At 35.2% G+C, this 24,102-nt stretch carries 19 protein-coding genes; 4 read left to right on the top strand and 15 right to left on the bottom strand.

The window, feature by feature from the left end; genetic code table 11:
• Window positions 1–50: 50 nt before the first annotated feature.
• The gene (gene susR / locus C4F50_RS04515; protein WP_193845225.1) at window positions 51–1,694 is read right to left on the bottom strand and encodes a SusR family glycan utilization regulator; all 1,644 of its coding nucleotides are present in this window, start codon (window positions 1,692–1,694) and stop codon (window positions 51–53) included.
• Window positions 1,695–1,833: 139 nt separating this feature from the next.
• On the opposite strand from susR, the gene C4F50_RS04510 reads away from it, so the two are divergent.
• Window positions 1,834–2,178: a 5-carboxymethyl-2-hydroxymuconate Delta-isomerase gene (locus C4F50_RS04510; protein ID WP_193845224.1), complete on the top strand. Its 345-nt coding sequence runs from the start codon at window positions 1,834–1,836 to the stop codon at window positions 2,176–2,178.
• Window positions 2,179–2,335: 157 nt separating this feature from the next.
• On the opposite strand, the gene C4F50_RS04505 is transcribed toward C4F50_RS04510, so the two are convergent.
• Complete coding sequence (locus C4F50_RS04505; RefSeq protein ID WP_193845223.1) at window positions 2,336–4,594, bottom strand: acyl-CoA dehydrogenase family protein; 2,259 nt, start codon at window positions 4,592–4,594, stop codon at window positions 2,336–2,338.
• 250 nt (window positions 4,595–4,844) lie between these two features.
• Entirely contained in the window at window positions 4,845–5,765 is a 921-nt protein-coding gene (locus C4F50_RS04500) for an EamA family transporter (RefSeq protein ID WP_193845222.1), read from the bottom strand.
• 111 nt (window positions 5,766–5,876) lie between these two features.
• On the opposite strand from C4F50_RS04500, the gene C4F50_RS04495 reads away from it, so the two are divergent.
• A complete protein-coding gene (locus C4F50_RS04495) occupies window positions 5,877–7,298 on the top strand; it encodes an aminotransferase-like domain-containing protein (RefSeq protein WP_193845221.1) in 1,422 nt (473 codons plus the stop codon).
• 231 nt (window positions 7,299–7,529) lie between these two features.
• Here C4F50_RS04495 and C4F50_RS04490 read toward each other — a convergent pair whose 3' ends face one another.
• From C4F50_RS04490 to aspA, 7 genes are all read right to left on the bottom strand, one after another.
• Complete coding sequence (locus C4F50_RS04490) at window positions 7,530–8,477, bottom strand: bestrophin family protein (protein WP_193845220.1); 948 nt, start codon at window positions 8,475–8,477, stop codon at window positions 7,530–7,532.
• A 49-nt stretch (window positions 8,478–8,526) separates the two neighbouring features.
• A complete protein-coding gene (locus C4F50_RS04485; protein ID WP_193845219.1) occupies window positions 8,527–9,249 on the bottom strand; it encodes an adenine nucleotide alpha hydrolase family protein in 723 nt (240 codons plus the stop codon).
• A gap of 83 nt (window positions 9,250–9,332) precedes the next feature.
• On the bottom strand, window positions 9,333–10,715 hold the full coding sequence (locus C4F50_RS04480) for a sensor histidine kinase (RefSeq protein WP_193845218.1): 1,383 nt from the start codon (window positions 10,713–10,715) through the stop codon (window positions 9,333–9,335).
• A gap of 1 nt (window position 10,716) precedes the next feature.
• Window positions 10,717–11,391 (bottom strand): response regulator transcription factor, encoded by a 675-nt coding sequence (locus C4F50_RS04475; protein WP_193845217.1) that lies wholly within the window; start codon window positions 11,389–11,391, stop codon window positions 10,717–10,719.
• A gap of 145 nt (window positions 11,392–11,536) precedes the next feature.
• Complete coding sequence (locus C4F50_RS04470; RefSeq protein WP_193845216.1) at window positions 11,537–12,157, bottom strand: outer membrane beta-barrel protein; 621 nt, start codon at window positions 12,155–12,157, stop codon at window positions 11,537–11,539.
• Window positions 12,158–12,267: 110 nt separating this feature from the next.
• The gene (locus C4F50_RS04465; RefSeq protein WP_193845215.1) at window positions 12,268–13,539 is read right to left on the bottom strand and encodes a BamA/TamA family outer membrane protein; all 1,272 of its coding nucleotides are present in this window, start codon (window positions 13,537–13,539) and stop codon (window positions 12,268–12,270) included.
• A 134-nt stretch (window positions 13,540–13,673) separates the two neighbouring features.
• On the bottom strand, window positions 13,674–15,083 hold the full coding sequence (gene aspA, locus C4F50_RS04460; RefSeq protein WP_193845214.1) for an aspartate ammonia-lyase: 1,410 nt from the start codon (window positions 15,081–15,083) through the stop codon (window positions 13,674–13,676).
• A gap of 158 nt (window positions 15,084–15,241) precedes the next feature.
• Here aspA and C4F50_RS04455 point away from each other — a divergent pair, with 158 nt between their 5' ends.
• Window positions 15,242–15,820 (top strand): pentapeptide repeat-containing protein, encoded by a 579-nt coding sequence (locus tag C4F50_RS04455; protein WP_193845213.1) that lies wholly within the window; start codon window positions 15,242–15,244, stop codon window positions 15,818–15,820.
• A gap of 285 nt (window positions 15,821–16,105) precedes the next feature.
• Here the strand turns inward: C4F50_RS04455 and C4F50_RS04450 are convergent, their stop codons facing one another.
• The 4 genes from C4F50_RS04450 to glyA all read right to left on the bottom strand — a co-directional run bounded on the left by C4F50_RS04450 (window position 16,106) and on the right by glyA (window position 20,058).
• Window positions 16,106–16,603 carry a GNAT family N-acetyltransferase gene (locus tag C4F50_RS04450; RefSeq protein WP_193845212.1) on the bottom strand — a complete coding sequence of 166 codons (498 nt, stop codon included), beginning with the start codon at window positions 16,601–16,603 and terminating at the stop codon, window positions 16,106–16,108.
• A 1-nt stretch (window position 16,604) separates the two neighbouring features.
• Window positions 16,605–17,645 (bottom strand): GMP reductase, encoded by a 1,041-nt coding sequence (locus C4F50_RS04445; protein WP_193845211.1) that lies wholly within the window; start codon window positions 17,643–17,645, stop codon window positions 16,605–16,607.
• Window positions 17,646–18,012: 367 nt separating this feature from the next.
• The gene (locus C4F50_RS04440) at window positions 18,013–18,606 is read right to left on the bottom strand and encodes a MiaE family protein (protein ID WP_142449243.1); all 594 of its coding nucleotides are present in this window, start codon (window positions 18,604–18,606) and stop codon (window positions 18,013–18,015) included.
• Window positions 18,607–18,783: 177 nt separating this feature from the next.
• Window positions 18,784–20,058, bottom strand: a complete 1,275-nt coding sequence (gene glyA, locus C4F50_RS04435) for a serine hydroxymethyltransferase (RefSeq protein ID WP_193845210.1) — start codon at window positions 20,056–20,058, stop codon at window positions 18,784–18,786.
• A gap of 109 nt (window positions 20,059–20,167) precedes the next feature.
• Between glyA and fahA the strand changes: the two genes are divergently transcribed.
• Window positions 20,168–21,448 carry a fumarylacetoacetase gene (gene fahA / locus C4F50_RS04430; protein WP_193845209.1) on the top strand — a complete coding sequence of 427 codons (1,281 nt, stop codon included), beginning with the start codon at window positions 20,168–20,170 and terminating at the stop codon, window positions 21,446–21,448.
• Window positions 21,449–22,915: 1,467 nt separating this feature from the next.
• Here the strand turns inward: fahA and C4F50_RS04425 are convergent.
• On the bottom strand, window positions 22,916–24,100 hold the full coding sequence (locus tag C4F50_RS04425; protein ID WP_193845208.1) for an endonuclease/exonuclease/phosphatase family protein: 1,185 nt from the start codon (window positions 24,098–24,100) through the stop codon (window positions 22,916–22,918).
• Window positions 24,101–24,102 lie beyond the last annotated feature (2 nt).

Below are 24,102 nucleotides of genomic sequence, written 5' to 3'. Positions count from 1 at the left end.
ATTTAATTAAAAAATAAATTCAAAAAAAGTAGTAGTTTTGAAATAAATATTTAGATTTTCAATGCCAATGAACCGATTTTCATGACCATTTCTTCGAAATCATTTCGCGAAACAGCCGCTTTATTTCGAGCTCTTGTTCTGTAGTTGTAAATCGTACTTAAAGAATAACGAAGAAAAGCCGCAATTTTGACACTATCGGTAATACCGAGGCGGATGAGGGCAAAAATTCGAAGCTCTGTATTTAAGAGTTCGTTTTGTTTTAATACAATTTGTTCTTCGGGAATTAATAATGCATTAAAGTCTTTCACGAAAGTGGGATACAAATTGAGAAAGATAATATCAAAATTCTTGTACAATTCTTCCAGCTCGTTGTCGACTAAAGTTGTTGATTTTAATATTTTATAGATTTCGTCAAATTGTTTTGCCGTAGCTTTTTTGTTCAGAATGATTCGATAATTTTCGAGTTTATTGATGTAAGCCGAACAAAGGCTGAAAAAATGCGCAATATATTCTTCTTTTACATGATTGGACTCTGATAATTGTGAGTTCTTATCTTGCAGCTGTTTATTGGTTTCGGTAATGTCTTTATTTAATTCAGCAAGTTTTTGAGTGGTTTCATAAAGCTCGGATCGAATTCTTGAAACTTTTTTCATCTGAATGTAAACGTAAATCACGGCCACAATTAAAAATAAAGAAAGCAGACTGATACAGAGTAAATAAATCTGTAATTCGCTTTTTCGCTGTGCCTCTCGTTCCAAATAAACCGTATTGATAATAGAATATACTTCTGACATTAAAAGGGTTCGAAACTGAACATTGCAATACAAGGCGTCTTCAATTGCCGACTGCGTAAGTTTGTAGGCCATATCTACATCACCGATTTCATAAAAAACCAATGCCAGCTCTTGCAGCGAAGCATTGTCTTTATTGGCATTTTTCAGGTCTGATGTTGCAGAAAGAGCATAGTATTTTTTTCGCAGTTCCAGATTATTAGTGGCTTCATAAATTTTCCCCAGCAGATAGGTAATCATCGCATACTGCGGATTATCTTCGGGAGTAACTTCTAATAAATCCTGTAACTGTTTCTGTGTGTTATTAAATTTTTTATGGAAAATATCCTGCTGAATGCTGTTTATCTTATAGTCCAGCGATTTAGGATTGAGAATCGTAAGCAGTGAATCTCTGTATTTTATAATCTGACGACGGTATTCTTCGTTAAAACTATTTGCAGCATAATGTTCAAAAAATTCGCGATACGCTATATAATAATTTGGCAATAAATCTGAAGCCAGATCTTGTTTGCGAATGCTTTTTAACAATGCTTCTGATTCGCGGTATTTTCCTGAGGAAGAATAAAGCGTAACCAACTGTAATTGTGCTAAATTAAAGAGTTTTGTATTTTGAAGTTCTTCTCCTAGCTTAAGATTCTTTTTTACGTAATGAATAGCCGAATCAGAATTGAATTTCTGATATTCTAAATATAATGTTTTATTGTAGTTGTATTCCTGTTCCTTAGTCCAATTTTCGGATTTGATCTTTTTAAAATTTAAAATCCGTTCTTCTTTGAGTTTGACGTAATGCTGTTTGTTTTTTAAGGCTTCATTCAATTCTTTAAAAATATCACCTGTACTTTCTGAAGCATAAAGCGGAAAGTTTAGAAGAACAATAAAAAGAAACAAAACTGGATTTTTCAACTGATAAAAAAATAAGAGTTACAAATATAATATAAAGTGTAAACAGAAAAATGAATTATTTGCACCATACAAATTAATTGCAAACAAAGAATGTTTTTTAATTTTGTTTACCATAAATGCTAACCAAAAAACTAAACCAATGCCAAATTTTATTATTGACTGCTCTGAAAAAGTATTACAATTAAAAGCTGCAGCTGAAATAATGCAGGAAGTTTTTGATGCTGCCTTATCGACAGGTCTTTTTACTGCTCCTGAGATAAAAGTTCGTATTCATCCTTTTTCTTATTATAACAACGGAAACACTTTAAATGATTTTATTCACGTTTTTGGATATATAATGGAAGGCAGAAATGATGAACAAAAGAATAATTTATCAAAAGCTGTTGTAAGTAAATTAAAAATCATTCTTCCTGAAGTTTCTTCAATTTCCATGAATATAGAAGATTTTCAAAAAGTCGGTTACTTCAATAGTAAAATGATTTAATTTAATTGAATTTGATATAAATAACTTTATTACATCATTAAATTCCTCGAGATGAGAAAACTATGCGTTAAGTTCATTAAAAGAAAAAACTTTGTCAATGTTTAAAAACTTTGACAAAGTCCCTCAAATTACTTAAATCACTTATATGGTTTAAAAATTACACTGCAATCGGTGCCGCTAAACAGCTTTCTGGAATATCAAATGCATTGACCAAAGCCACTGCATCTGGACGAATGTCCCAGCAAAGCTGATTGACCATTTTACGCACTGCTTTGGTTTTTACAGCTTCCATATAACCGTCTTCCAAATACCAGGCTTTGTTTTTTTCGATCTGCGAAAGCGCGTAAAGCTGGCTTAATTTCGTTAAAATAGCTTTAGAATTTTCTTCCTCCACTGCTTTTACCGCGATTTGAAATTGTTCTAAAACGATTCTTTCCAAATACGCCTCAGCCACATCGATCATCTGGTGCTGTACCACATTGAAGGCATCGTAAGGTTCTAACCCTCCGTCTATTAATTTTTTGATACGTCTGGCTGCAGAGGCTAAAATTGTTTTTTCTCTATGTACAAATGCCTGAAGATGAAATTCTGCATCCAGTAAATGCTCGTCATCCGTTTTTCTGGTTGCAATCGGATTCTTTTCTGAGATGGCCGTTTTTGCATTTTCGTATACGTAATTAATGATCCCAAGCGATCCCATTTCTCCAAACGATTTTCTAAATTCTGCCAGACGGTTTTTGGCTACTAGCTGCATTAAAACCGTATTATCACCTTCAAACGTGGTGTAAATTTCGGTATCGTTTTTTAAAGCATCTATTCTGTTTTCAGACAAATATCCTTTTCCGCCGCAAGCTTCACGGCATTCCTGCAAAATATCTCTCGTGCTCCATGTCGAATACGATTTTAAACCTGCTGCCAAAGCTTCTATTTCCTGCATTTCGGCTTCGGTTCTGTTTAAAAATCGATTGGTTAAATATTGTAAAGCAAAATGAACGGCATAAGTTTTTGCTAAATGCGGTAATAATCTTCTCTGATGTATTCTGTAATTTAAAATCGGAACTTCTGAGCCGCCTTCTGGTCCAAATTGTCTTCTTTGATCGCTGTAGCGAATGGCAATTGTAAGTCCAGATTTTGCTGCTGCCAATGCCGAACGCGGAATCCCGATTCGCCCGCCGACCAACGTTCCTAACATGGTGAAAAATCTACGATTATCACTCGGAATCGGGCTTTCGAATTCTCCTTTTTCATTTACAGAAGCAAAACGATCGAGCATATTATCTTTCGGAATTACAACATTGTCAAAACTAATTGTTCCGTTATCAACGCCGTTTAATCCCATTTTGTGGCCGCAGTCGCCGATCGTGATGCCTTTTTCGACAATTCCTTCTGAATTTCGTAAAGGAACCACAAATGCATTTACACCATAATCGTGTCCGTCAATAATTAATTTAGCAAAAACGGTTGCAGCCTGACCATGAACTGCCGCATTTCCGATATATTCTTTCTGCGCGTTTTTATATGGTGTATGAATGGTAAACGTCTGATCGTTATGATTGTAAGTTGCTGTAGTTTCGAGACCTTTTACATTAGATCCGTGATGGGTTTCGGTCATGGCAAAACATCCTGGAAGTTTTAATGAACCAATATCCTTTAAATATTTAGCATAATGCTTTTCGGTTCCTAATGACTGTACGCTCATTCCCCAAAGCCCAAACTGAACGCCGAATTTGATTACTAAACTCAAATCGTGGTAACTTAATGTTTCCATAATCGCAAAATAATCGGCTATGTTTTCACCGCCGCCGTATTGCTTTGGGTATGCCATGTTTCCGAGATTTTCGTCAGCCAGGATTTTACACCATTTGTAAACGGTCTGTCTGAAAACATTAATATCGGTAGACGTTTCGTAAGCAAATTCAGGTCGTGAAATAACCTCTTTTACTTTTTTGATTATTGCCGCTTCTTTTCCATCTAAAAGTTCTGTAATTTTCTGAATGTCAAAACTGGCATTGGTTTCTAAATTTGTAGTAAATGAACCTGCTTTGGTTTTAAAGTTCTGCAATGCTTCTTCGCCTAAAATCCCTAAATCGTTTTCTAATTTAATAAAATCGGATTCTATTGGGGTTAAGTCTAATTCGTTTTCTGAAAGTGCTTTTGCAATATCAAAAATCGATTTTATTGAAGAAGTATCCTGAATGCTTTTTTCGATATCCGATTTCCATTGCGCGAGTTCATTTCGCGAAGGCGGATTCGAAATGTCTACTTTAGAGAGCAGGTATTCTTTGTCTTCAGCAGATAAAACAGTAAGCGAATTAATAAAATCCTGTAAGGTTGAAAATTCTTTTTGTGTCAGTAAATCATCTGACCATACTAAATAAAATAAGGGAGTAAAGGCTTGAAGTTTGGTATTTTTCATATAATAGTATTCAGTTTGTTTTATATTCTGCCGCAGATTTAATTGCGTTGAGCTTAGCCGCGAATTCACGAATTATTAAAAAATTAAATTAAAAAAATCGTGAATTCGCGGCTAAAAAAAATCTTTATAATCCGTGGCTTTATTCATTTAATGCATAAAAAAAGCAGGAATGAAAAATAATCATTCCTGCTTAAATATCCTGTTAAGATTCTGGTAATTTTACATTTTAAACCAATAAAAAACGCTAGAATTACCGCTGTGAATGTCTGGATATTGCGGTTATTTTTTGCTTAATTGCAAAAAGATGATGTGAATTAAAAAACAATACGGCCAAAAAGATTATGCCGTAAGCTGTAATTTGTAATGGCGTTATTCTTTCTTTGAAAACAAAGGCCGCTAATCCAAAAGCAATCATGGGATTAATATTCAGCAGCATTCCTACTGTTGAGGAATTGATTCCAGAAAGTGCGTACAGGTTCAAGAAAAGCGGTATTATGGTAAATACGATTGCAATTGTTTCTATAAAGAAATAAAACTTAAATTCGGTTGGAACAGATCCGCCGTAAGCTGGATAAAACGGCAGTAAAAACAATGCTGCAACTGTAATATGAAAAGTTAAAACAATAAATTTATCAAAACCCTTATTGGCACGCTGACTTACTAAGTATGCCGCATACGTAAGCCCGATAACGATACTAAAAAACATATCCATGATATCGCTGTACGAAAGTAATAAACAACCCGAAATACTTAATCCAACAGAAAGCCACTGTGTTTTTAATAATTTCTCGCTGAGTATAAAATAAGCCAGAAGTGTGGTCAGAATGGGGCAAACGAGATAAGCCAGAGATGCCGCTTTTACACTTACATGATTTACTACATAAATAAATGTAAACCAATTGGCCATCAAAAAGACGCTGCCGCCGACATTCAGCAGGATCGATTTTCTTTTTTCTGATTTTGATAAAGCTTTGAATATTTCAATTGTTTCTTTTATTTGTTTTCTTTTGAATAAAAAAGCAATCAAAAGCATCAAAATTCCGCAGCTGAAAACACGAAAAAATAAAATATCTAACGATGCATAATCATGGATTGGCTTTAAAACCAAACTGAAAAGCCCCCATGTAATAAAGGCTGCAATTGCTGCTATGTAATACTTTGTTGTTTTCACAAAAATTGTTTTTTGAATTTATTTCTTTTGATGAAGCAAATTTCTAAAAAATAAAACAGCAATACAGATACAGTTTTTGTAAATTGCACCATAACAGTTTCTTTTTTTAGTATGAAAAATTCCAGCTATTTGTATTTACAGTTTGCAGACCGAATCGAAAAACAGATCAAATCGGGCGTGTTAAACGTGGGGGATAAACTGCCTTCTATACGCGAAGTTTGTGCCGAAACGGGTTACAGCATGAGCACGGTAAGCAAAGCGTATTACGAAGTAGAGAGCCGTTCGCTGATCGAATCCAGACCGCAATCGGGTTATTATGTAAGTAATATTTCGTCTAGAATAATTACTGAACCTTCGTCTAGTAAACCAGCCTTGAGCCTGCAAAACATTGAAAGTGAAGATTTAATAGATTTGGTATACGGTGACATGAAAAAAGAAGTCACCATGCTTTCACTGGGTTTTCCGTCAAATGAACTGCTTCCAATTGCGAAATTAAACAAAGGAATGGTTCAGGCCATGAGATCACTGCCCAACAGCGGTACGAGTTATGAGGATATTCAGGGAAATCCGAATCTGAGAAAGGAGATTGCGCGCTGGTCTTTTAGCTGGGGCGGTTCACTTACAGAAGAAGATATTATTACAACACCAGGCTGTATCAGTGCTATTTCTGACTGTTTAATGACTTTGACCAAACCAGGAGATACTATAATTACGGAAAGCCCTGTTTATTTTGGGGTTTTGCAATTGGCAAAATCACTCGGGTTGTATGTAATGGAACTTCCGACAAACATGACTACCGGAATTGAATTGGAAGCTTTGAAAAAAGTACTCGCTGCAAAAAAGATAAAAGCTTGTGTTTTAATGAGCAACTTCAGTAATCCTTCGGGAAGTTCAATGCCGGTTGAACATAAAAAAGAGGCTGTCCGATTAATGGAATTTTATAATGTTCCGCTAATTGAAGATGATATACACGGCGATTTGTATTTTGGTTCCAGCCGTCCGACAAACTGCAAAACGTATGATGAAAGCGGTATTGTGCTTTGCTGCAGTTCTGTTTCTAAAACGCTGGCTCCGGGATATCGTGTGGGCTGGGTGTCGCCGGGAAAATTTAAAAAAGAAATCCTAAGGACCAAATTGTACCATACGATCTCCTCGCCTACGATTACGCATGAGGTAGTGGGTGATTTTTTGAAAAATGGCCGTTACGAAAACCATCTTCGTAAAATTCGTCAGATTCTAAATCGTAACTGTACTAATTATATCAATACGGTTCTGGAATCTTTTCCATCGGGCACAAAAGTAAGCCAGCCGCAGGGCGGTTTTTTTCTATGGGTGGAATTAGATAAAAAAATTGATACGACTGCATTTTATCACTTGGCTCTGAAACATAATATCAGCATTGCGCCGGGGAGAATTTTTTCTTTCCAAAATCAATTTTCGAATTGCATGCGGCTGAGTTTTGGTCTTCCATGGTCGAATGAATTGAGAGCTTCTATTCAGATTTTGGGCAAACTGGCAGAGAAACAGTTGTAACATTTCTTGTTTTAATTGCTATGATGTTGTTATTTTTTTAGGAGCTAATCCCGCTCCCGAAAAACTTTATTAAGCAAATTATAGTTGAAATGACATATTGTGTCGAGTTTCTTGCGAAGATTGTTCGACTTCGCTCAGATAACAGAACCTTCTTACTTTACAAAACAAAAAAAGCCGGACAGCACAATGGAATACTGCCCGGCTAACAATAAAGAAACCAAAATTAAATTCTTATAATACGTAATACGCCTCTTTTTCTGTTTTTTGAGGCTCTTCTTTTACTTCAAACTCTTTTAGGATATCAAATTCGCTTTGATATTCGTTGAGCATTTGTTTAATATTTTTTTCGATTGTATTGGCAATCGTTGTTACTGGCGTATCTGTAGGTCTGTTTTCGAAAGGATCCTGCAAATGAATTGCCATTCTCTCGATCAAAAAGAATGCGGCGGCAATGGCCGTAATTAACGGAATAGCAAACCAGCTCAATACACTTGTTAATCCAAACGGAAGCAGTAAAATAAATAAACATAAGGTAAGACGAATGTACATACTGTATGTTGTTGGAAAAATGGTGTTTTTGATTCGCTCGCATTTCCCCATTTCATCGCACAATCGTGATAAAGTATTGTCTATTTCTACCTGCTGATACATGTTGATGCGCTTATCATTTTTGGCATTTCTAAGATCTCTCGCGTGGAGCATCAAAATTGCATTGGGCACGTTTTGATGATTTTTTATAAAGCGCAATTCTTCATCGCTTACCAAACCTTTTAAAGGTTTTATGGCGTCTCTATTTCTAAGCGATTGTCCTAAACTATAACACCAGGCAATTTGTCTTTTAGCAAAATTTTCTTTGAATTCGCTGGCTTCCACAGAAAAATCTGGATCTTCATAAAACGTCAGTACTTGACGGATTAAAGTTCTCGAATCGTTTACAATAGCTCCCCAGACGATTCTGGCTTCCCACCATCTGTCATAAGCCTGATTGGATTTAAAAGCCAGCAAAAGCGATATAATGGTTCCGATCATGGTCGGAATTGCAATCGGTATGTCTACAGGAAGAGTGACAAAATAATGATGAAAAATTTCAAAAACTATTGTGTACGCCATCACAAGGGCAATTTCTACTTTAATTTTCCCGAGAACGTACTTCATTGGTATTCTTTTCTTTAATAACATATTATCGGTTTTAAATTAAATTCTTACTTCTCTGAAAACAAAAAATGGATTAGACCATTTCTTCATATAATGAAAGCACCGGAAGTCCGAGTTTTTCATTTATATTTTCTTTTTTACTTTTTTTGAATTTGATTTTCTCGCCTTTACGGGTTTCTACCAGCATATCAATGTTGTGTTTTGAAATGGCTTCTGATAAAAATGGCGCTGCGTTTTCGTAATTATCATCAAAATTAGAAGTCTGGCTTACAATCTCGAATGAAAAATTGTCGTTTAAAAACTGCTGCACGTCTTTTACATGAATATTCGTGCTGGCATTTTCAATATAAAGTGCTTTTGTAAAAACGTCTTTATTAACCTCAGTGCTCAGGTGCAGAATCGGGCACTTTTGATTGCCTGCTAATTGCACTAAGTATTGATGGATTTTTTTGGTTTCCTGTTTATAGGAATGCGTCAGGATAACCAATTTTACAGAAAAGGCTTCTATAAGACGTTTTAAGAGCGGTGCAGAAAGTCCGTACTGGTTGTGTACTTTTAATTTACAATTGGGCGTATGCTCTATAATGTATCTGCAGGTTTCGAGAACTTCTTCTTGACTTTTGGTAAGTCCTGTTCTCATTTCTCGTAAAAAACTAGAAGATGAAAAAGTATCTGGTGCTTCTGAAACTAGAACTAAAATAATTTCTGAATCAGCGCTTTTTGCCTGATTAACCGCAGATTTTACCGCACAAATCGTATCATCTTTTAAAGTCGTAGGTATTAGGAAATTTTTCATATGTATAACTGTTTCGTTTATACATACAAAATAAGTACTGCTGTCTTAGAGACTTATTAATCTAAAATTAGAATTTCCTAAGATTAAACATTAGATTTTTTAATGTTCGATTTTTTAAAGATAATTGTTACTATGGTTCCTTTATTCTGCTCCGACTGTACTTGCATTTCGCCATCGTGCATTCTTATAATTTTAGACGCGAGAGGCAGTCCTAAACCATAACCGATGTATTTTGTTGCAATTTTACCTCTAAAGAAAGGTTCATACAAATGCGGAATATCTTCTGGTGGAATTCCGATTCCGATATCATTAATCGCAATTTTGATCATTTCGTTATTGGCAGAAAGTGTCACAAAGACCTCATTGTTATCAGAATATTTTACGCCATTGGTAATGATATTGTTGATCGCCAGTTCTAACAATGGTTTATTGCACGGAAGCAGCAGGAGATTACAATCTTTTGGAGCAATGTTGATTCTGATGCTTACCCTATTATCTGGATAAATTTTATCAAGATCCGATTTTACTTCCAGCAAAAGCTCATCGATTCTCGCAATATCCGAAACTTGTTTTTTGCCGTCGTAGCCCGTTTGGGTCAGCTTTAAAAGACTTTCTGTTAAGTTGCCTAATTTTGAAGCCTGACTGTAAATATTCTGCAAAGATTCTACATATTCTTCTTTCTCACGCTCTTTTAAAAGCATGATTTCAGATTCGGCAATAATGGTGGTAATTGGAGTTTTTAATTCGTGTGAAGCGTTATTGATAAAATTGGCCTGAATCTCAAAAGAGGTTTCCAATCGATCGAGCATATTATTAAAAGTATTGGTCAAATCTGATATTTCGTCAGAATTATGAACCTCGGGAAGTCGGTTATGCAGATTAGAAGCACTGATTCTTTTTACTTCTTTGGTAATACGCGCAACAGGATTAATGACACGTTTGGCCAAAAATCGTCCTAATAAAAAAGCCAGAATAACAAAACCAATACCGCCAAAAACCATGATTTTGACAATATAAACAATGGTATCTTTTCCTTTTCGGTCTCGTGCTCCGACAATTACAATATATTTCTGCTCATTTTCCTGAAAAATCTGTCCTAAATAATATTTATTGTCTTTTTCAAAATAATCTCTTCCGGTACTTAATATATTGGTATAAAATGTATTCGGAAGATTTAGGTTGGTATTGTAATCAAAACTATTCTGACTGTTAATTTTTAATACATATTCTTCTTCCTCGATTAATTCTTCGAGGCCGTTCTTTTTTAGATTTTTATAATATCTGATTTTCTCAGGATCTTTCTGAAAATGAATGGAAGCTACAATTTTTGCCCTGTCGTCCAGGCGTTTTAAAAAGTGGTATCGATTGTTTTCTCTAAATAAGAAAAACACAATAATACACAGCAGCGAAGTGCTAAAGGTAGAAAGGGCAACATAATTAAATGTAATTTTTTTTCTTATATCCATTTTATGGTTTTATAACGTAACCCAACCCTTTCATGGTGTGAATGAGTTTGGTACCAAAAGGCTTATCAATTTTTCTTCTCAAATAGGTTATATAAACATCGACAACATTGGTATTCATATCAAAATTGATGTCCCATACATTGTCTAGAATCTGATCTCGAGAAACGATACGATCTGTATTTTTTGCCAGATAATACAAAAGTTTGAATTCTTTTGCGGTTAAAATAATGTTGGTCCCACCTCTTTTAACCGATTTTGCACGAGCATTAATTTCCAGATCTGCAATTACAATCGTATCAATTTTTTCTGTGTCTTGATTGGATCTTCTATACAAAGCATTTACTCTAGCGTCTAATTCTCCAAATTTAAAGGGTTTTACCAAATAATCATCGGCACCGGAGTTAAGGCCTGTTACAATATTTTCGGAGGTTCCCAGCGCCGTTAAAAGTAAAATAGGCACAAAGTTTTTTGCTGCTCTAAGTCTTCTGCAAATTTCGATTCCGTTAATATCCGGAAGCATTACGTCTAAGATTACAACATCAAAAGTATAATTGTGTATCATCTCCAGAGCAGTCTTCCCGTCCATGGCCACACTCACCTCATTGTTGTTTTCGGCAAAACCTTTTCGCAGTATCGATAATAGATTTGGTTCGTCTTCGACTATAAGTAATTTCATTTTCAGAAGTTTGTATATACAACAAAAATAAGAATTGAATTTAACATAATCAGCACAACTTAAAAAATTATCCGCAATTTGTACAAATAAAAAAAGCAGACCCGTAAGTCTGCTTTAGTTTAAATTATTTTTAAGCCTAAAATTCTTAATTTTTAAAATTAAAACTAACTACTGCGCCTAATCCAAATTGAAATGTACTCACATAATCTTCAAAAGCAACTGGTCCGAAATAGTAAGTCCAATAATAACTTTCTCCAACTGCTGCCGACATGGATTGTAAATAGGCATTAATATTGACAGATACTATCGAAGCAGTTTTGATCTTTACCCCGCCTTTTACATCCCAGGCAAAATATGTACCGCTGCCTCCCTGAGGTGTTTCTACAATACCAACTCCTGCTCCGGCACCTAAATACGGAAGTAAATTGGATCCTGTATCAAAATAATGGGTGAAATCTGCTAAAATAAAATTGAAGGCACCTTTATCGTTTCCCGCATTCATCTGAACTCCTGCTGGATTATAAAAAGGTATTTTGGTGTCTTGTCTTAAATACTTAATCTCAACAGAATTGTTTGTCGCGAAAAAATACTCAAATCCTGCTCCGTACTGAAAACCATCTTCAATTGTTGCACGATAACCTTCATAATCCAGCTCATCTGAAAAATTATAACCACCATACAAATTAAGCGAAAAAGACCTTGCGTCCTGAGCCTGCATTCCTATCACCGACAGAAACGCGGCTAATAATAAACCGTACTGTTTCATAAATTATGTGTTTGAAAGTTAAATGGTAGTCAAATTTAAGTTTTTTCTTCTAAATTTTCAACTTTTAAAAATACAAATTTTACATAATCAATACATTACAATTTTAAAGATTAAAAAGTTTCTCCTGCATTAAGGTAAAAAGCTCTTGAATTATTTCCCCACGCATAATCAAAAATCAAATTGGTTTTGGTGGCTTTATCAATCAAAAGACGAAGTCCTAAACCTGCGGCGGGCTGTACCGATTTAAAAAGGGAAACATTATTATCTGAATTGCTGGCGGTAACAAAATTGGTAAAGACGGTGCCGCTCAACAACTGATTGCAGGTAATTGGAAAACGGAATTCTGTAGAAAGATAAAGCAGTCCATTTCCGCGAAACAGGCCTTGTGTATAGCCTTCTCCGCTCCTGCTGCGCTGATCCCAGCCAATTGCGGGCAGATTTAGATACGGAACTTTTCCTCTGGTTACAAACTGCCCATAAGTCCAAATCGCTAAAATATAACGCGGATTCTTGTGTGAAACTGGAATAAAATGCCGGTACTCTGCAAACAAAACGTTACTGTAATCCTGATTTTTAAACAAAACAGGATTGAATCTGTAGTTTAAATTAGCATACCAGCCGCGAGAAGCATTTACTTGATTGTCTCGAGAATCATGCACGAGATTAAAACTAAGACCTGTTAAATAATATTCTAAATTATCAAAACCGTGTTTCTGGCTGTAATTATAATGGTAGGTATAAATGCCGTTTTCAACATCTAATTGTTTGTCTTTTATATTCGCATACCAATCTATATTGACACCTCCTCCAATATAAAAATTCTCTTTAAACTCAAAAGAAACGGTTTGATGAAATTTAAAATAATCATAATCCATTTCTTGAGCAAGAGAGTCAATACTAAAACCTTTTTCCTGATCACGCTTTCGGGGGAGTATATCAGTTCCTAGTCCGTAATTGGGCTGTGAAAAAAGATACATTCTGTAGTCACCGCTAAGAAAAATTTTATTATTCTTTAATAAAATATTATTCTTGATATTCACCAGCCATTGGTCTTTTACGGTATAAGTGATTCCTACGTTAGCAATAGAATATTTGGCTTTTTCTTCTTTTCCCTTAAAAGTATACTGCGCCACAGCACCAAAAAAGAATCCTGTTGCCGGCTGGGAACCTATTGCGGGAATTACTAAAAAGAAATTGTTTTTGGTTGGTTTAACCTTTAACAAATCTTCTTTTTTCTTGAAGATTTCTAAAATGGTCTGGGGAGGACAGATTTCTTGATTGGATGTTTCGTCCTGGGCTGTAATTTTGAATGAAATGAAAAATAATAATCCTAAGATTATATGCTTTTTTAAAAGGAGATTATTTTTTAAAAGAGTAATCATCAACAAAAGTTTATAATTAGAAAATGGCAGTCCTTACGTAAATATAACTCTTATTTTCAATATCTTACATTTTAAAAACAAAAAAAAACCGTCATTCAGCATGACGGTTTGTTATTATAATATTTATACAAGATTTATTTTGTGATAAATTTTGGATGGATCAGATTGTTTAAGGAATAGATTTCATCCCATTTTTCTTGTGTGATTAACTTTCTTTCTGCAACCGTAATTTGGTGTACACTTTTGCCCGTTTTTAAAGCTTCTCCGGCAATACTTGCGCTTTCTTCATAACCTAAAATCGGATTCAACTGCGTAACAATTCCAATACTGTTCATAACCAAATTGTAACAGTGGTCAACATTTGCCGTAATTCCGACAATACATTTATCGATTAAAGTCTGAATGGCATTTGATAGATAATCTAATGACGTAAACATTGCAAATGCGATAACAGGTTCCATCACATTCAATTGTAATTGCCCTGCTTCTGCTGCCATTGTTACCGTTAAATCCTGACCGATAACATAAAAACAAGTCTGGTTGACCACTTCTGGAATTACGGGATTTACTTTTCCGGGCATAATAGACGATCCTGGCTGACGTGCTGGAAGATTGATTTCATTAAAACCAGTTCTTGGCCCAGAGCTTAATAATCTTAAATCGTTACAGATCTTAGAAATTTTTACTGCCGAACGTTTTAATGTTCCCATAATCTGTACATAAGCCCCTGTATCTACAGTTGCCTCAATTAAATCGGGAGAAAGCGTTAACGGAATTCCGACTTCTTTTGCCAAATAAGCAACACAAATTTCAGGATATCCTTCTGGCGCATTGACTTTTGTACCGATCGCCGTTGCTCCCATATTGATTTCTAACAATAATTCCTGAGCATTTTTTAATCGCTGAATGTCCTCGCCAATTGTAGTGGCATACGCTTTAAATTCTTGTCCTAAAGTCATCGGAACAGCATCTTGCAGCTGCGTTCTTCCCATTTTTAAAACTTCTTTAAACTCTTCCCCTTTTTTAGCAAAAGCGATTTCTAGACCAGCCAGCGTTTTAATAAAACTTTCCATTTTTAGAAACAAAGCAATTCTAAAAGCCGAAGGATAAGCATCATTGGTAGACTGCGAACAGTTTACATGATTATTAGGATGCAGAAATTGATATTCTCCTTTTTTATGTCCTAAATATTCTAAACCAATATTGGCAATAACTTCATTAGCATTCATATTTACAGAAGTTCCCGCTCCGCCTTGAATTAAATCGCTCACAAATTCCTGATCAAATTTTCCAGCAATTATCTGATCGCTCCCGTAGCAGATTGCCTCTGTTAGTTTTGAATCTAAAGCACCGCAGTCTTTATTCGCCAGAGCCGCTGCTTTTTTGACGTATCCTAAAGCCTTAATAAACAGAGGTTCTTTTGAAATTGGAATTCCTGTGATATTAAAGTTTTCTACTGCTCTAAAAGTTTGGATACCGTAATACAAATGATTGGGAATTTCTAATTCTCCTAAAAAATCATGCTCTTTTCTTGTTGCTTCCATATTAAAAAATCAATCTATTTTAACGTAAAAAATAAGTGTAAAGCTACAGTATTTTCTGTATTAAAAAAGGAATTCAAATTAAAATGATTTGCTATTTAGGAAGATTATTTTATTCTAAAGTAGTACCTTTTCGCTCTCAAAATAATGATTGAATTGCGTTGAAAAAAGAAAGCGAATATTTTCTTGATAAAGAGTATAATAGTATTATTTACAGCAAAGACGACCTTAATTTTAAGGACTTCGAATGCTGTGTTTTTAATAATTGTAATTTTTCTGCCTGCACTTTTCTCGCAGTCACTTTTATTGACTGCATTTTTAACGACTGTATTTTTAACGAAACCAAAATTAATTACGTTGCTTTTAGAAGCGTAACTTTTTATCGCTGCGAAATCAAAGAAGTCAATTTTGCGATGTGCGACAAATTGATTTTTGAAGTTCACTTTTACGATTGCACTTTAGACTTTTCTAAATTTTATACTTTAAAACTCAAAGGAACTACTTTTAACAGCTGCAGTCTCATCGCCGTAGACTTTATGGCAGCAGATTTGACGGATGTTCTTTTTGACAATTGCGATTTGTATCGTGCAGAATTTTCTAAAGCCGTTGCCAACAAAGCTAATTTTAGAACGAGCTTCAATTATACCATTGATCCATCAAAAACTAAATTGAAGAAAGCTGTTTTTTCTTTGAAGGAAGTAAAAGGTTTACTGTTTACGCATGATGTGATTGTGACGTAGCAGATAAAACAGATTGCAATCGCAAAGACTTGGATTTAAACCGATTTTAAAAATTTCAATTGCCTCCAGCTTTAGCTGGAGGTGTTTCAAATAAACTAGAAGGGCTTTTAGCCAAATGTAAGTTTTGGCTAAAGCCCTTTTTGTATTTTTAATTATATCCCACAGCTAAAGCTGTAGGCAATTGATATATTGAATTAGCCAGAGTTTAAAATCCGTGTAAATCCGTGTCTTTGCGATAGCAAATCCGTTTTATCCGCGTTCAAAATCTGGCAGTTTTTCAAAAAATCACATTTGCTTTCCCATCACATAATCCTCCATTAAATATCCATTTCCAATTTCAATATCAACAGTTTCTTTGATTTCAAAGCCAAGTTTTTTATAGAAATTTAAAGCGGTATTAAAACGGTTTACATTTAATAGAAGTTCTTTTGAATTATTCTCTGAAGCCATTTTTGCAATTTCTTCAAAAACAATTTTGCCATAACCTTTTCCTTGTGTTTCTGGCAAAAGATAAATTTTGTGGATTTTGGTTACCGCTTCGTTTTTGTAGTGATGTTCAATTCCGATAAAACCTATTATCGAATCAGCATCTGAAATTAAATAGAATAACTGCTCTTTATGCTGAATTTGTTTTGAAAGTGCTTCTGTAGAATAAATCAGATCTAACATATAGTCTAATTGTGCCACAGTTAAAATTTCGCCATACGTAATTGGCCATGTTATTTTTGCAATCTCTTGAATTTTAGCAATATCTTCAATCGATGCTTCAGTAATTGTAATCATATTATTTGGTAAAAACTTGATTTTCTTGTTCGCTTACGCGGATGAAAGTCGTTCTTTTTGTTAATTCTTTTAATCTTGAAGCCCCGACATAGGTGCAAGTGCTTCTTATTCCGCCCAAAATATCTAAAACCGTATAAATTACATCTCCTTTAAACGGGACCTGAACTGTTTTCCCCTCGCTTGCGCGATATTCTGCAACACCGCCCGCATGTTTATCCATGGCGGTTTTAGAACTCATTCCGTAAAATTGTTTGAATTTTTCGCCTTTAATTTCGATCAGCTCACCGCCACTTTCGGTATGGCCCGCGAGCATGCCGCCTAACATCACAAAATCGGCTCCAGCGCCAAAAGCTTTGGCAACATCGCCTGGAGTTGTGCATCCGCCATCACTTATGATGTGGCCGCCCAAACCGTGAGCCGCATCGGCACATTCTATAATAGCCGACAATTGCGGATAACCAACACCTGTTTTTACACGCGTCGTGCATACAGAGCCAGGTCCGATTCCGACTTTTACAATGTCTGCACCAGCTAAAAGCAATTCTTCGGTCATTTCACCCGTTACCACATTTCCGGCAATAATTATTTTGTCTGGATATTGTTTTCTAGTTTGTTTTAAAAACTGAACAAAGTGCTCCGAATAACCATTTGCTACATCAATACAAATAAATTTCAGTAACGGATTTGCAGTAATAATTTTTCCAATTTTCTCAAAATCTTCCTTTCCTGTTCCTGTGCTTACAGCTATATAATCGTAAAAACTTGATGATGCATTTTTTAGAAAACTATTCCACTCTTCTAAAGTATAATGTTTGTGAATGGCAGTAAATAGCTTTTCTTCTGCCAGTACTTTAGCAGTTTTAAATGTTCCGACTGTGTCCATATTCGCGGCCATAATCGGGATTCCTGTCCAATTTGCAGTACTGTGCAGAAATTTAAAATTTTGTTCTAATGAAACTTCTGACCTGCTTTTAAGCGTTGATCTTTTTGGTCTAAACATCACATCTTTAAACCCTAATTTTAAATCCATTTCTATTCTCATTGTACAAGATTTTGGTTACTTCCAAATGTAAGAATTTTAGATTTTAGATTACTGATTTTAGATTGTTAAAACTTTGAAGTTAATTTTCGAACGCGGATGATACTGATTCGCTAAAGCGAAAACGCTGATAAAAAACGGATTTTTTATCTCAGTGATAAAAGTGTTTTAATTGCTGCGCGTTTCGACTTCGCTCCACGTGACCAACGTAAAAACTGCAGCCCAGACTCAAAACTGAAACTGACCACTAAAAAAAATGACCACTGCAAACTAATACTAAAACTGAACACTCAAAAAACCTGACCACTGCAAACTAATACTCAAAACTGACCACTAAAAAAACTGACCACTGCAAACTGATACTAAAAAACTATCCGTGAATCGTTTCTCCTTTTCCGTAATTGGTAATGATCGATTCTTCAAATGCCAGCCATTCTCTCCAGCGTTTTTCTACATCAATTCCAGTTCCGTATTTTCTAGCGTAGGTGATGAAAGTCGTATAATGTCCTGCTTCACTTTCCATTAATTCTCTGTAGAAAACAGCTAGTTCTTCGTCTTGAATATTTTCAGACAACACTTTAAAACGTTCGCAGCTTCTGGCTTCGATCATGGCAGAGAAAAGCAATCTTTCTACCAGACCAGAAACCCTGCTTCCGTCGCCGCTTTTTTTCATGTATTGATACAATTCGTTTACGTAATCATCTTTACGCTCGCGTCCTAATTTTAAGCCGCGCTTGATGATAATGTTGTGAACCTGCTCAAAATGATCGATTTCTTCTTTGGCAAGAGCCAATAAATCTTTTACTAAGTCCTGATGCTCAGAATTATTGGTAATAATTGTAATGGCATTTGTTGCCGCTTTTTGCTCGCACCAAGCGTGATCTGTTAAGATTTCTTCTATATTTTTCTCAACTATATTTACCCATCTTGGGTCGGTTGGCAATTGTAATCTTAGTACGCCCATAGTTTTTGTTTTGTTTCAGGTTTTAAGTGTCAAGTTTCAGGTTTCAGGTTTCAGGTTTCAGGTTTCAGGTTTCAGGTTTCAGGTTTTCTTTTCTAAACGAAAAAAGTTTAAAGTCTTACACTGTTTTTTGAACAGTCCAAAACTTTAAACTTGAAACTTTAAACTTGAAACTATTTTTTAGTAAGCAAAAATCGGTCTTTCGCTCATCATTTCGTTTACTTCGTTTGCCACTTCTTCGATAAGATCTTCGTTTGTATGATCAGAAAGAACTTTATCGATTAAAGCTACGATAGTTTCCATATCCGCTTCAACTAATCCACGAGTTGTGATTGCAGCTGTTCCGACACGAATTCCAGACGTGATAAATGGTGATTTATCGTCAAACGGAACCATATTTTTATTTACTGTGATTTCTGCTTTTACTAATGCATTTTCAGCTTCTTTACCCGAAATATTTTTATTTCTTAAGTCAATAAGCATCATGTGGTTATCTGTTCCGCCAGAAATAATTTTGTAACCTCTTTTTACGAAGGCATCTGCCATTGCGTTTGCATTTTTCTGCAATTGCATTGCATATGTAAAGAATTCATCTTTAAGTGCTTCTCCAAAAGCAACGGCTTTAGCTGCAATAATGTGCATTAAAGGCCCGCCTTGATTTCCAGGGAAAACAGCTAAATCTAACAATGAAGACATCATTCTGATTTCACCTTTTGGAGTTGTTAATCCTTGTGGATTTGGGAAATCTTTCCCCATTAAGATCAAACCTCCTCTTGGTCCTCTTAATGTTTTGTGAGTTGTTGTAGAAACGATATGACAGTGAGGAATTGGGTCATTCATTAATCCTTTTGCGATAAGACCCGCTGGGTGCGAAATATCTGCAAATAAGATTGCTCCAACGCTGTCAGCAATTTGTCTGAAACGAGCAAAATCCATATCACGAGAATAAGCAGAAGCTCCAGCGATGATTAATTTTGGTTGCTCTTTTGTAGCAATTTCTTGAATTTTATCATAATCTAAACGACCAGTTTCTGCGTCTACACCATAAAAAACAGGGCGGTATAAACGTCCTGAAAAGTTTACAGGAGAACCGTGAGTCAAGTGACCTCCGTGAGATAAGTCAAAACCTAAAATAGTATCACCAGGATTCAAACAAGCATGGTAAACAGAAGTGTTTGCCTGCGAACCTGAGTGCGGCTGTACGTTTGCATATTCAGCACCAAATAATTCTTTAGCTCTGTCAATAGCAATCTGCTCGATAACATCAACAACTTCACAGCCGCCATAGTATCTTTTACCAGGATAACCTTCAGCATATTTATTAGTTAAAACAGACCCTGCTGCTGCCATTACTTCATCACTTACAAAATTCTCAGAAGCAATAAGTTCTAGTCCGTGAATTTGTCTTTCTTTTTCCTCTTGGATAAGATCAAAAATTTGTTCGTCGCGTTGCATTTTTTCGTTTTTCGTTAATTTCCTGCAAAAATACAAAAAAACGTTTGCCATACTGCTAGATTATGATATATTTGACATGTATTTTTTCAACAAATAATTAACACAAGACATGCCGATAACCGCCAACGATACCAAAAGAAAATCATGGTTAGAAGTGCCAGAAAACAGCGACTTCCCTATTCAAAATATTCCTTTCGGTGTATTTCTTACTAAAGAAAATGTCGTTACTGTAGGAACTAGAATTGGCGATTATGCTATAGATTTAGGGGCTTTACAACAATTAAACTATTTTGAAGGAATAGATTTAACCGATGATATGTTTATGCAGGACACGCTGAATGATTTTATTTCTGACGGGAAAAAAACATGGCGTTTGGTCCGAAACCGCATTGCAGAAATTTTTGACGCAGAGAATCCACAACTAAGAGATTCCACAAAACATAGAGATATAGTGATATTTAATATTGACGATATCGAAATGCAGTTACCTGTTTTAATTGGTGACTATACCGACTTTTATTCAAGCAAAGAACACGCAACCAATGTTGGTAAAATGTTCCGCGATCCTGAGAATGCTTTATTGCCAAACTGGTTACACATTCCGGTTGGGTATCATGGAAGAAGTTCTACGATCGTTCCGTCTGGAATTCCGGTTCACCGTCCAATGGGACAAACTTTACCAGTCGGACATGACACTCCTGTTTTTGGCGCATCACGTTTGGTAGATTTCGAATTAGAAACTGCTTTTATTACTACTGATGTAAACGTAATGGGAGAAAATATTCCAACGTATGAAGCAGAAGATTATATTTTCGGAATGGTTTTATTGAATGACTGGAGTGCCCGCGATATTCAGAAATGGGAATATGTGCCGCTTGGACCATTCTTAGCCAAAAACTTTGCAACTTCTATTTCTCCGTGGATTGTGACTATGGATGCTTTAGAACCTTTTAGAACAAAAGGCCCTAAACAAGATCCTACTCCTCTTCCATATCTTCAAATAAAAGGCAAAAAAGCTTTTGATATACATTTAGAAGTTTCTCTTAAACCAGAAGATCAAGAAGAAACGGTTATTTCAAAATCTAATTTCAAATATTTATATTGGTCAATGAGCCAGCAATTAGCACATCATACTTCAAACGGATGTCGTGTTAACTCTGGTGACATGATGGGTTCTGGAACTATTTCCGGCCCGACTCCAGATAGTTTTGGATCAATGCTGGAATTGACTTGGGGCGGAAAAAATCCATTAAAATTAAAAGACGGAAGCGAACGCAAGTTTATTGAAGATAACGATACGGTAATCATTCGTGGTTTCTGTGAAAACAATGAAGTGAGAATTGGTTTTGGGGAAGTTTCGAGCCAATTATTACCTCCTTTTATCCGATAATGAAGAGAAGATAGTCATACATTAATTTTAATGTAATATATATTTAGAAAAAGCTTGTTAGATGATCTAACAAGCTTTTTTATTTTAGTATTATCTCGAATTTTATTTCACGCAGATTTAAAAAAGATTTAAGCAGATATCGTAGATTATTTAAACATAAAATCAAAAAAAATCTGCTTAAATCTGTAAAATCTGCGTGAAAGAAAATCTTGGTATTTTTGCGAGGTACAATTGATAAAGTTAAACTTTGCGGGGCTTCGACTCCGCTCAGACTGACAAAAAAAAGAAAGAACTATTTCTAACGAGCTTTTTTATTTTAGTATTATCTCAAATTTTATTTCACGCAGATTTAAAAAAGATTTAAGCAGATATCGTAGATTATTTAAACATAAAATCAAAAAAAATCTGCTTAAATCTGTAAAATCTGTGTGAAAGAAAATCTTGGTATTTTTGCGAGGTACAATTGATAAAGTTAAACTTTGCGGGGCTTCGACTCCGCTCAGACTGACAAAAAAAAAGAAAGAACTATTCCTAACGAGCTTTTTTATTTTAGTATTATCTCAAATTTTATTTCACGCAGATTTAAAAAAGATTTAAGCAGATATCGCAGATTATTTAAACATAAAATCAAAAAAAATCTGCGTGAAAGAAAATCTTGATATTTTTGCGAGGTACAATTGATAAAGTTAAACTTTGCGGGGCTTCCACTACGCTCAGCCTGACAAAAAAAAAGAAAGAACTATTTCTAACGAGCTTTTTTATTTTAGTATTATCTCAAATTTATTTCACGCAGATTTAAAAAAGGTTTAAGCAGATATCGCAGATTATTTAAACATAAAATCAAAAAAAATCTGCTTAAAACTGTAAAATCTGCGTGAAAGAAAATCTCAGTATTTTTTGCGTGGTACAATTGATAATGTTAAACTTTTCGGGGCTTCGACTCCGCTCAGACTGACAAAAAAAAAAGAAAGAACTATTTCTAACGAGCTTTTTTATTTTAGTATTATCTCAAATTTTATTTCACGCAGATTTAAAAAAGATTTAAGCAGATATCGCAGATTATTTAAACATAAAATCAAAAAAAATCTGCTTAAATCTGTAAAATCTGCGTGAAAGAAATCTTGGTATTTTTCCGAGGTACAATTGATAAAGTTAAACTTTGCGGGGCTTCGACTCCGCTCAGACTGACAAAAAAAAAAGAAAGAACTATTTCTAACGAGCTTTTTATTTTAGTATTATCTCAAGTTTTATTTCACGCAGATTTAAAAAAGATTTAAGCAGATATCGCAGATTATTTAAACATAAAATCAAAAAAAATCTGCTTAAATCTGTAAAATCTGCGTGAAAGAAAATCTCAGTATTTTTGCGTGGTACAATTGATAAAGTTAAACTTTGCGGGGCTTCGACTCCGCTCAGCCCGACAAAAAATAAGAAAAAATAAGAAAGAACTATTTCTAACGAGCTTTTTTACTCCAAAACCAGCTTCACCCAAACCAAACGATGATCTGAGCTTGACTCGCGTTTTTCTACCAATTCTGCCATTGGCTCACCTTTGGCCGGCCAGAACACACCGCTGTTAACAACCTTAAAACCAAATTTGGAAGGCAGTACATAATCGGCGCGCATTCTCCAAAATGCAGTATGATTAATTCCAAAAGGATTTTCAGGACTGTATGCAGCACCACCTTTACTGGCAGGTGTAAAGTCGCTATTGACTTTCGGATGGTCTAGTAATGATTTTATACCCTCCCTGATAGCGCTCCCTTCGACTGGCGAAGCGTTCTGATCACCTACTATAACAAATTGAGAATTGGCAGGCAGACCTCCGCTTCCCCCTTTATCATCATAAATATATGAAGCAGCATTGTCCGAAATATAATCTCTCCAGAATCGGATTTCATCATGATTTCTTTTTCCATTGCGATCTTCGGCTCCATCAAAAGTAGGAGGTGTTGGGTGACTGGCCAAGATATGAACCGTTTTACCGTCAACTAGAACAGGAACATCCCAATGAGATTTGGATGATAATGGAAATTGCGCCCAGGCCACTTTGCTATACCAATCTGATCCATCCGCCTTTGTAGTAAGCAATGCTCCAGGCATATCTTTCCATTTGAAATTTTGAAAAGTACGAACCGCTTTAACATCTATAGGATATTTTGACAAAAGTACCATCGCATATTGACCTGGATACTTACCAAATCCCCAGGCATCATTTCCAAAATCTTCCAATTTTCCGTCATTGTTCAAATCAAAGGGACTTGGCTGACCGGTATTTACGGTTGAGTAATAATAGTAAGGATAATCAATGGCTTCTGCTCCGCCCTGCCCCACTTTTAAATAATTTTTAATAAAAGCCTTTACGCCAAGTTTAGGATTTTCTATATAATCAAACTCGTTTAGCAGCATAACATCTGGCCTTACGGTCTGAATAATCTGCGCGATATTTTTGATTTGAGCATTTTTTCCTGAACTAAGTTCATTGATCAATATCTGCTCTGAGTTTCCCTTTGTTCCCTTTGGAGAATAATTATCAGATTCCATACTTACATTATAGGTAGCAAATGTAATTTCAGTTTTTTTTTGTGCATCAGTCTGTGAGAAAATTGCTCCGGAAGAAAGCAAAGAAAGGATGAAAAGTATTTTATTCATAT

The organism is Flavobacterium hungaricum (assembly GCF_015182285.1).
Taxonomy (GTDB): domain Bacteria; phylum Bacteroidota; class Bacteroidia; order Flavobacteriales; family Flavobacteriaceae; genus Flavobacterium; species Flavobacterium hungaricum.
Note: the sequence above shows the minus strand (reverse complement) of the source record. Positions and strands in the feature narration are given on the sequence as shown.

Bases quoted from the DNA above. Each gene is read 5' to 3' on its own strand.
- fahA (WP_193845209.1), top strand. From the start codon at position 20,168: ATGCCGATAACCGCCAACGATACCAAAAGAAAATCATGGTTAGAAGTG.
- C4F50_RS04475 (WP_193845217.1), bottom strand. From the start codon at position 11,391: ATGAAATTACTTATAGTCGAAGACGAACCAAATCTATTATCGATACTG.
- C4F50_RS04440 (WP_142449243.1), bottom strand. From the start codon at position 18,606: ATGGGCGTACTAAGATTACAATTGCCAACCGACCCAAGATGGGTAAAT.
- C4F50_RS04505 (WP_193845223.1), bottom strand. From the start codon at position 4,594: ATGAAAAATACCAAACTTCAAGCCTTTACTCCCTTATTTTATTTAGTA.
- C4F50_RS04450 (WP_193845212.1), bottom strand. From the start codon at position 16,603: ATGATTACAATTACTGAAGCATCGATTGAAGATATTGCTAAAATTCAA.
- glyA (WP_193845210.1), bottom strand. From the start codon at position 20,058: ATGCAACGCGACGAACAAATTTTTGATCTTATCCAAGAGGAAAAAGAA.
- C4F50_RS04510 (WP_193845224.1), top strand. From the start codon at position 1,834: ATGCCAAATTTTATTATTGACTGCTCTGAAAAAGTATTACAATTAAAA.
- C4F50_RS04480 (WP_193845218.1), bottom strand. From the start codon at position 10,715: ATGGATATAAGAAAAAAAATTACATTTAATTATGTTGCCCTTTCTACC.
- C4F50_RS04445 (WP_193845211.1), bottom strand. From the start codon at position 17,645: ATGAGAATAGAAATGGATTTAAAATTAGGGTTTAAAGATGTGATGTTT.
- C4F50_RS04495 (WP_193845221.1), top strand. From the start codon at position 5,877: ATGAAAAATTCCAGCTATTTGTATTTACAGTTTGCAGACCGAATCGAA.
- C4F50_RS04485 (WP_193845219.1), bottom strand. From the start codon at position 9,249: ATGAAAAATTTCCTAATACCTACGACTTTAAAAGATGATACGATTTGT.
- C4F50_RS04470 (WP_193845216.1), bottom strand. From the start codon at position 12,157: ATGAAACAGTACGGTTTATTATTAGCCGCGTTTCTGTCGGTGATAGGA.
- C4F50_RS04490 (WP_193845220.1), bottom strand. From the start codon at position 8,477: ATGTTATTAAAGAAAAGAATACCAATGAAGTACGTTCTCGGGAAAATT.
- aspA (WP_193845214.1), bottom strand. From the start codon at position 15,083: ATGGAAGCAACAAGAAAAGAGCATGATTTTTTAGGAGAATTAGAAATT.
- C4F50_RS04465 (WP_193845215.1), bottom strand. From the start codon at position 13,539: ATGATTACTCTTTTAAAAAATAATCTCCTTTTAAAAAAGCATATAATC.
- C4F50_RS04425 (WP_193845208.1), bottom strand. From the start codon at position 24,100: ATGAATAAAATACTTTTCATCCTTTCTTTGCTTTCTTCCGGAGCAATT.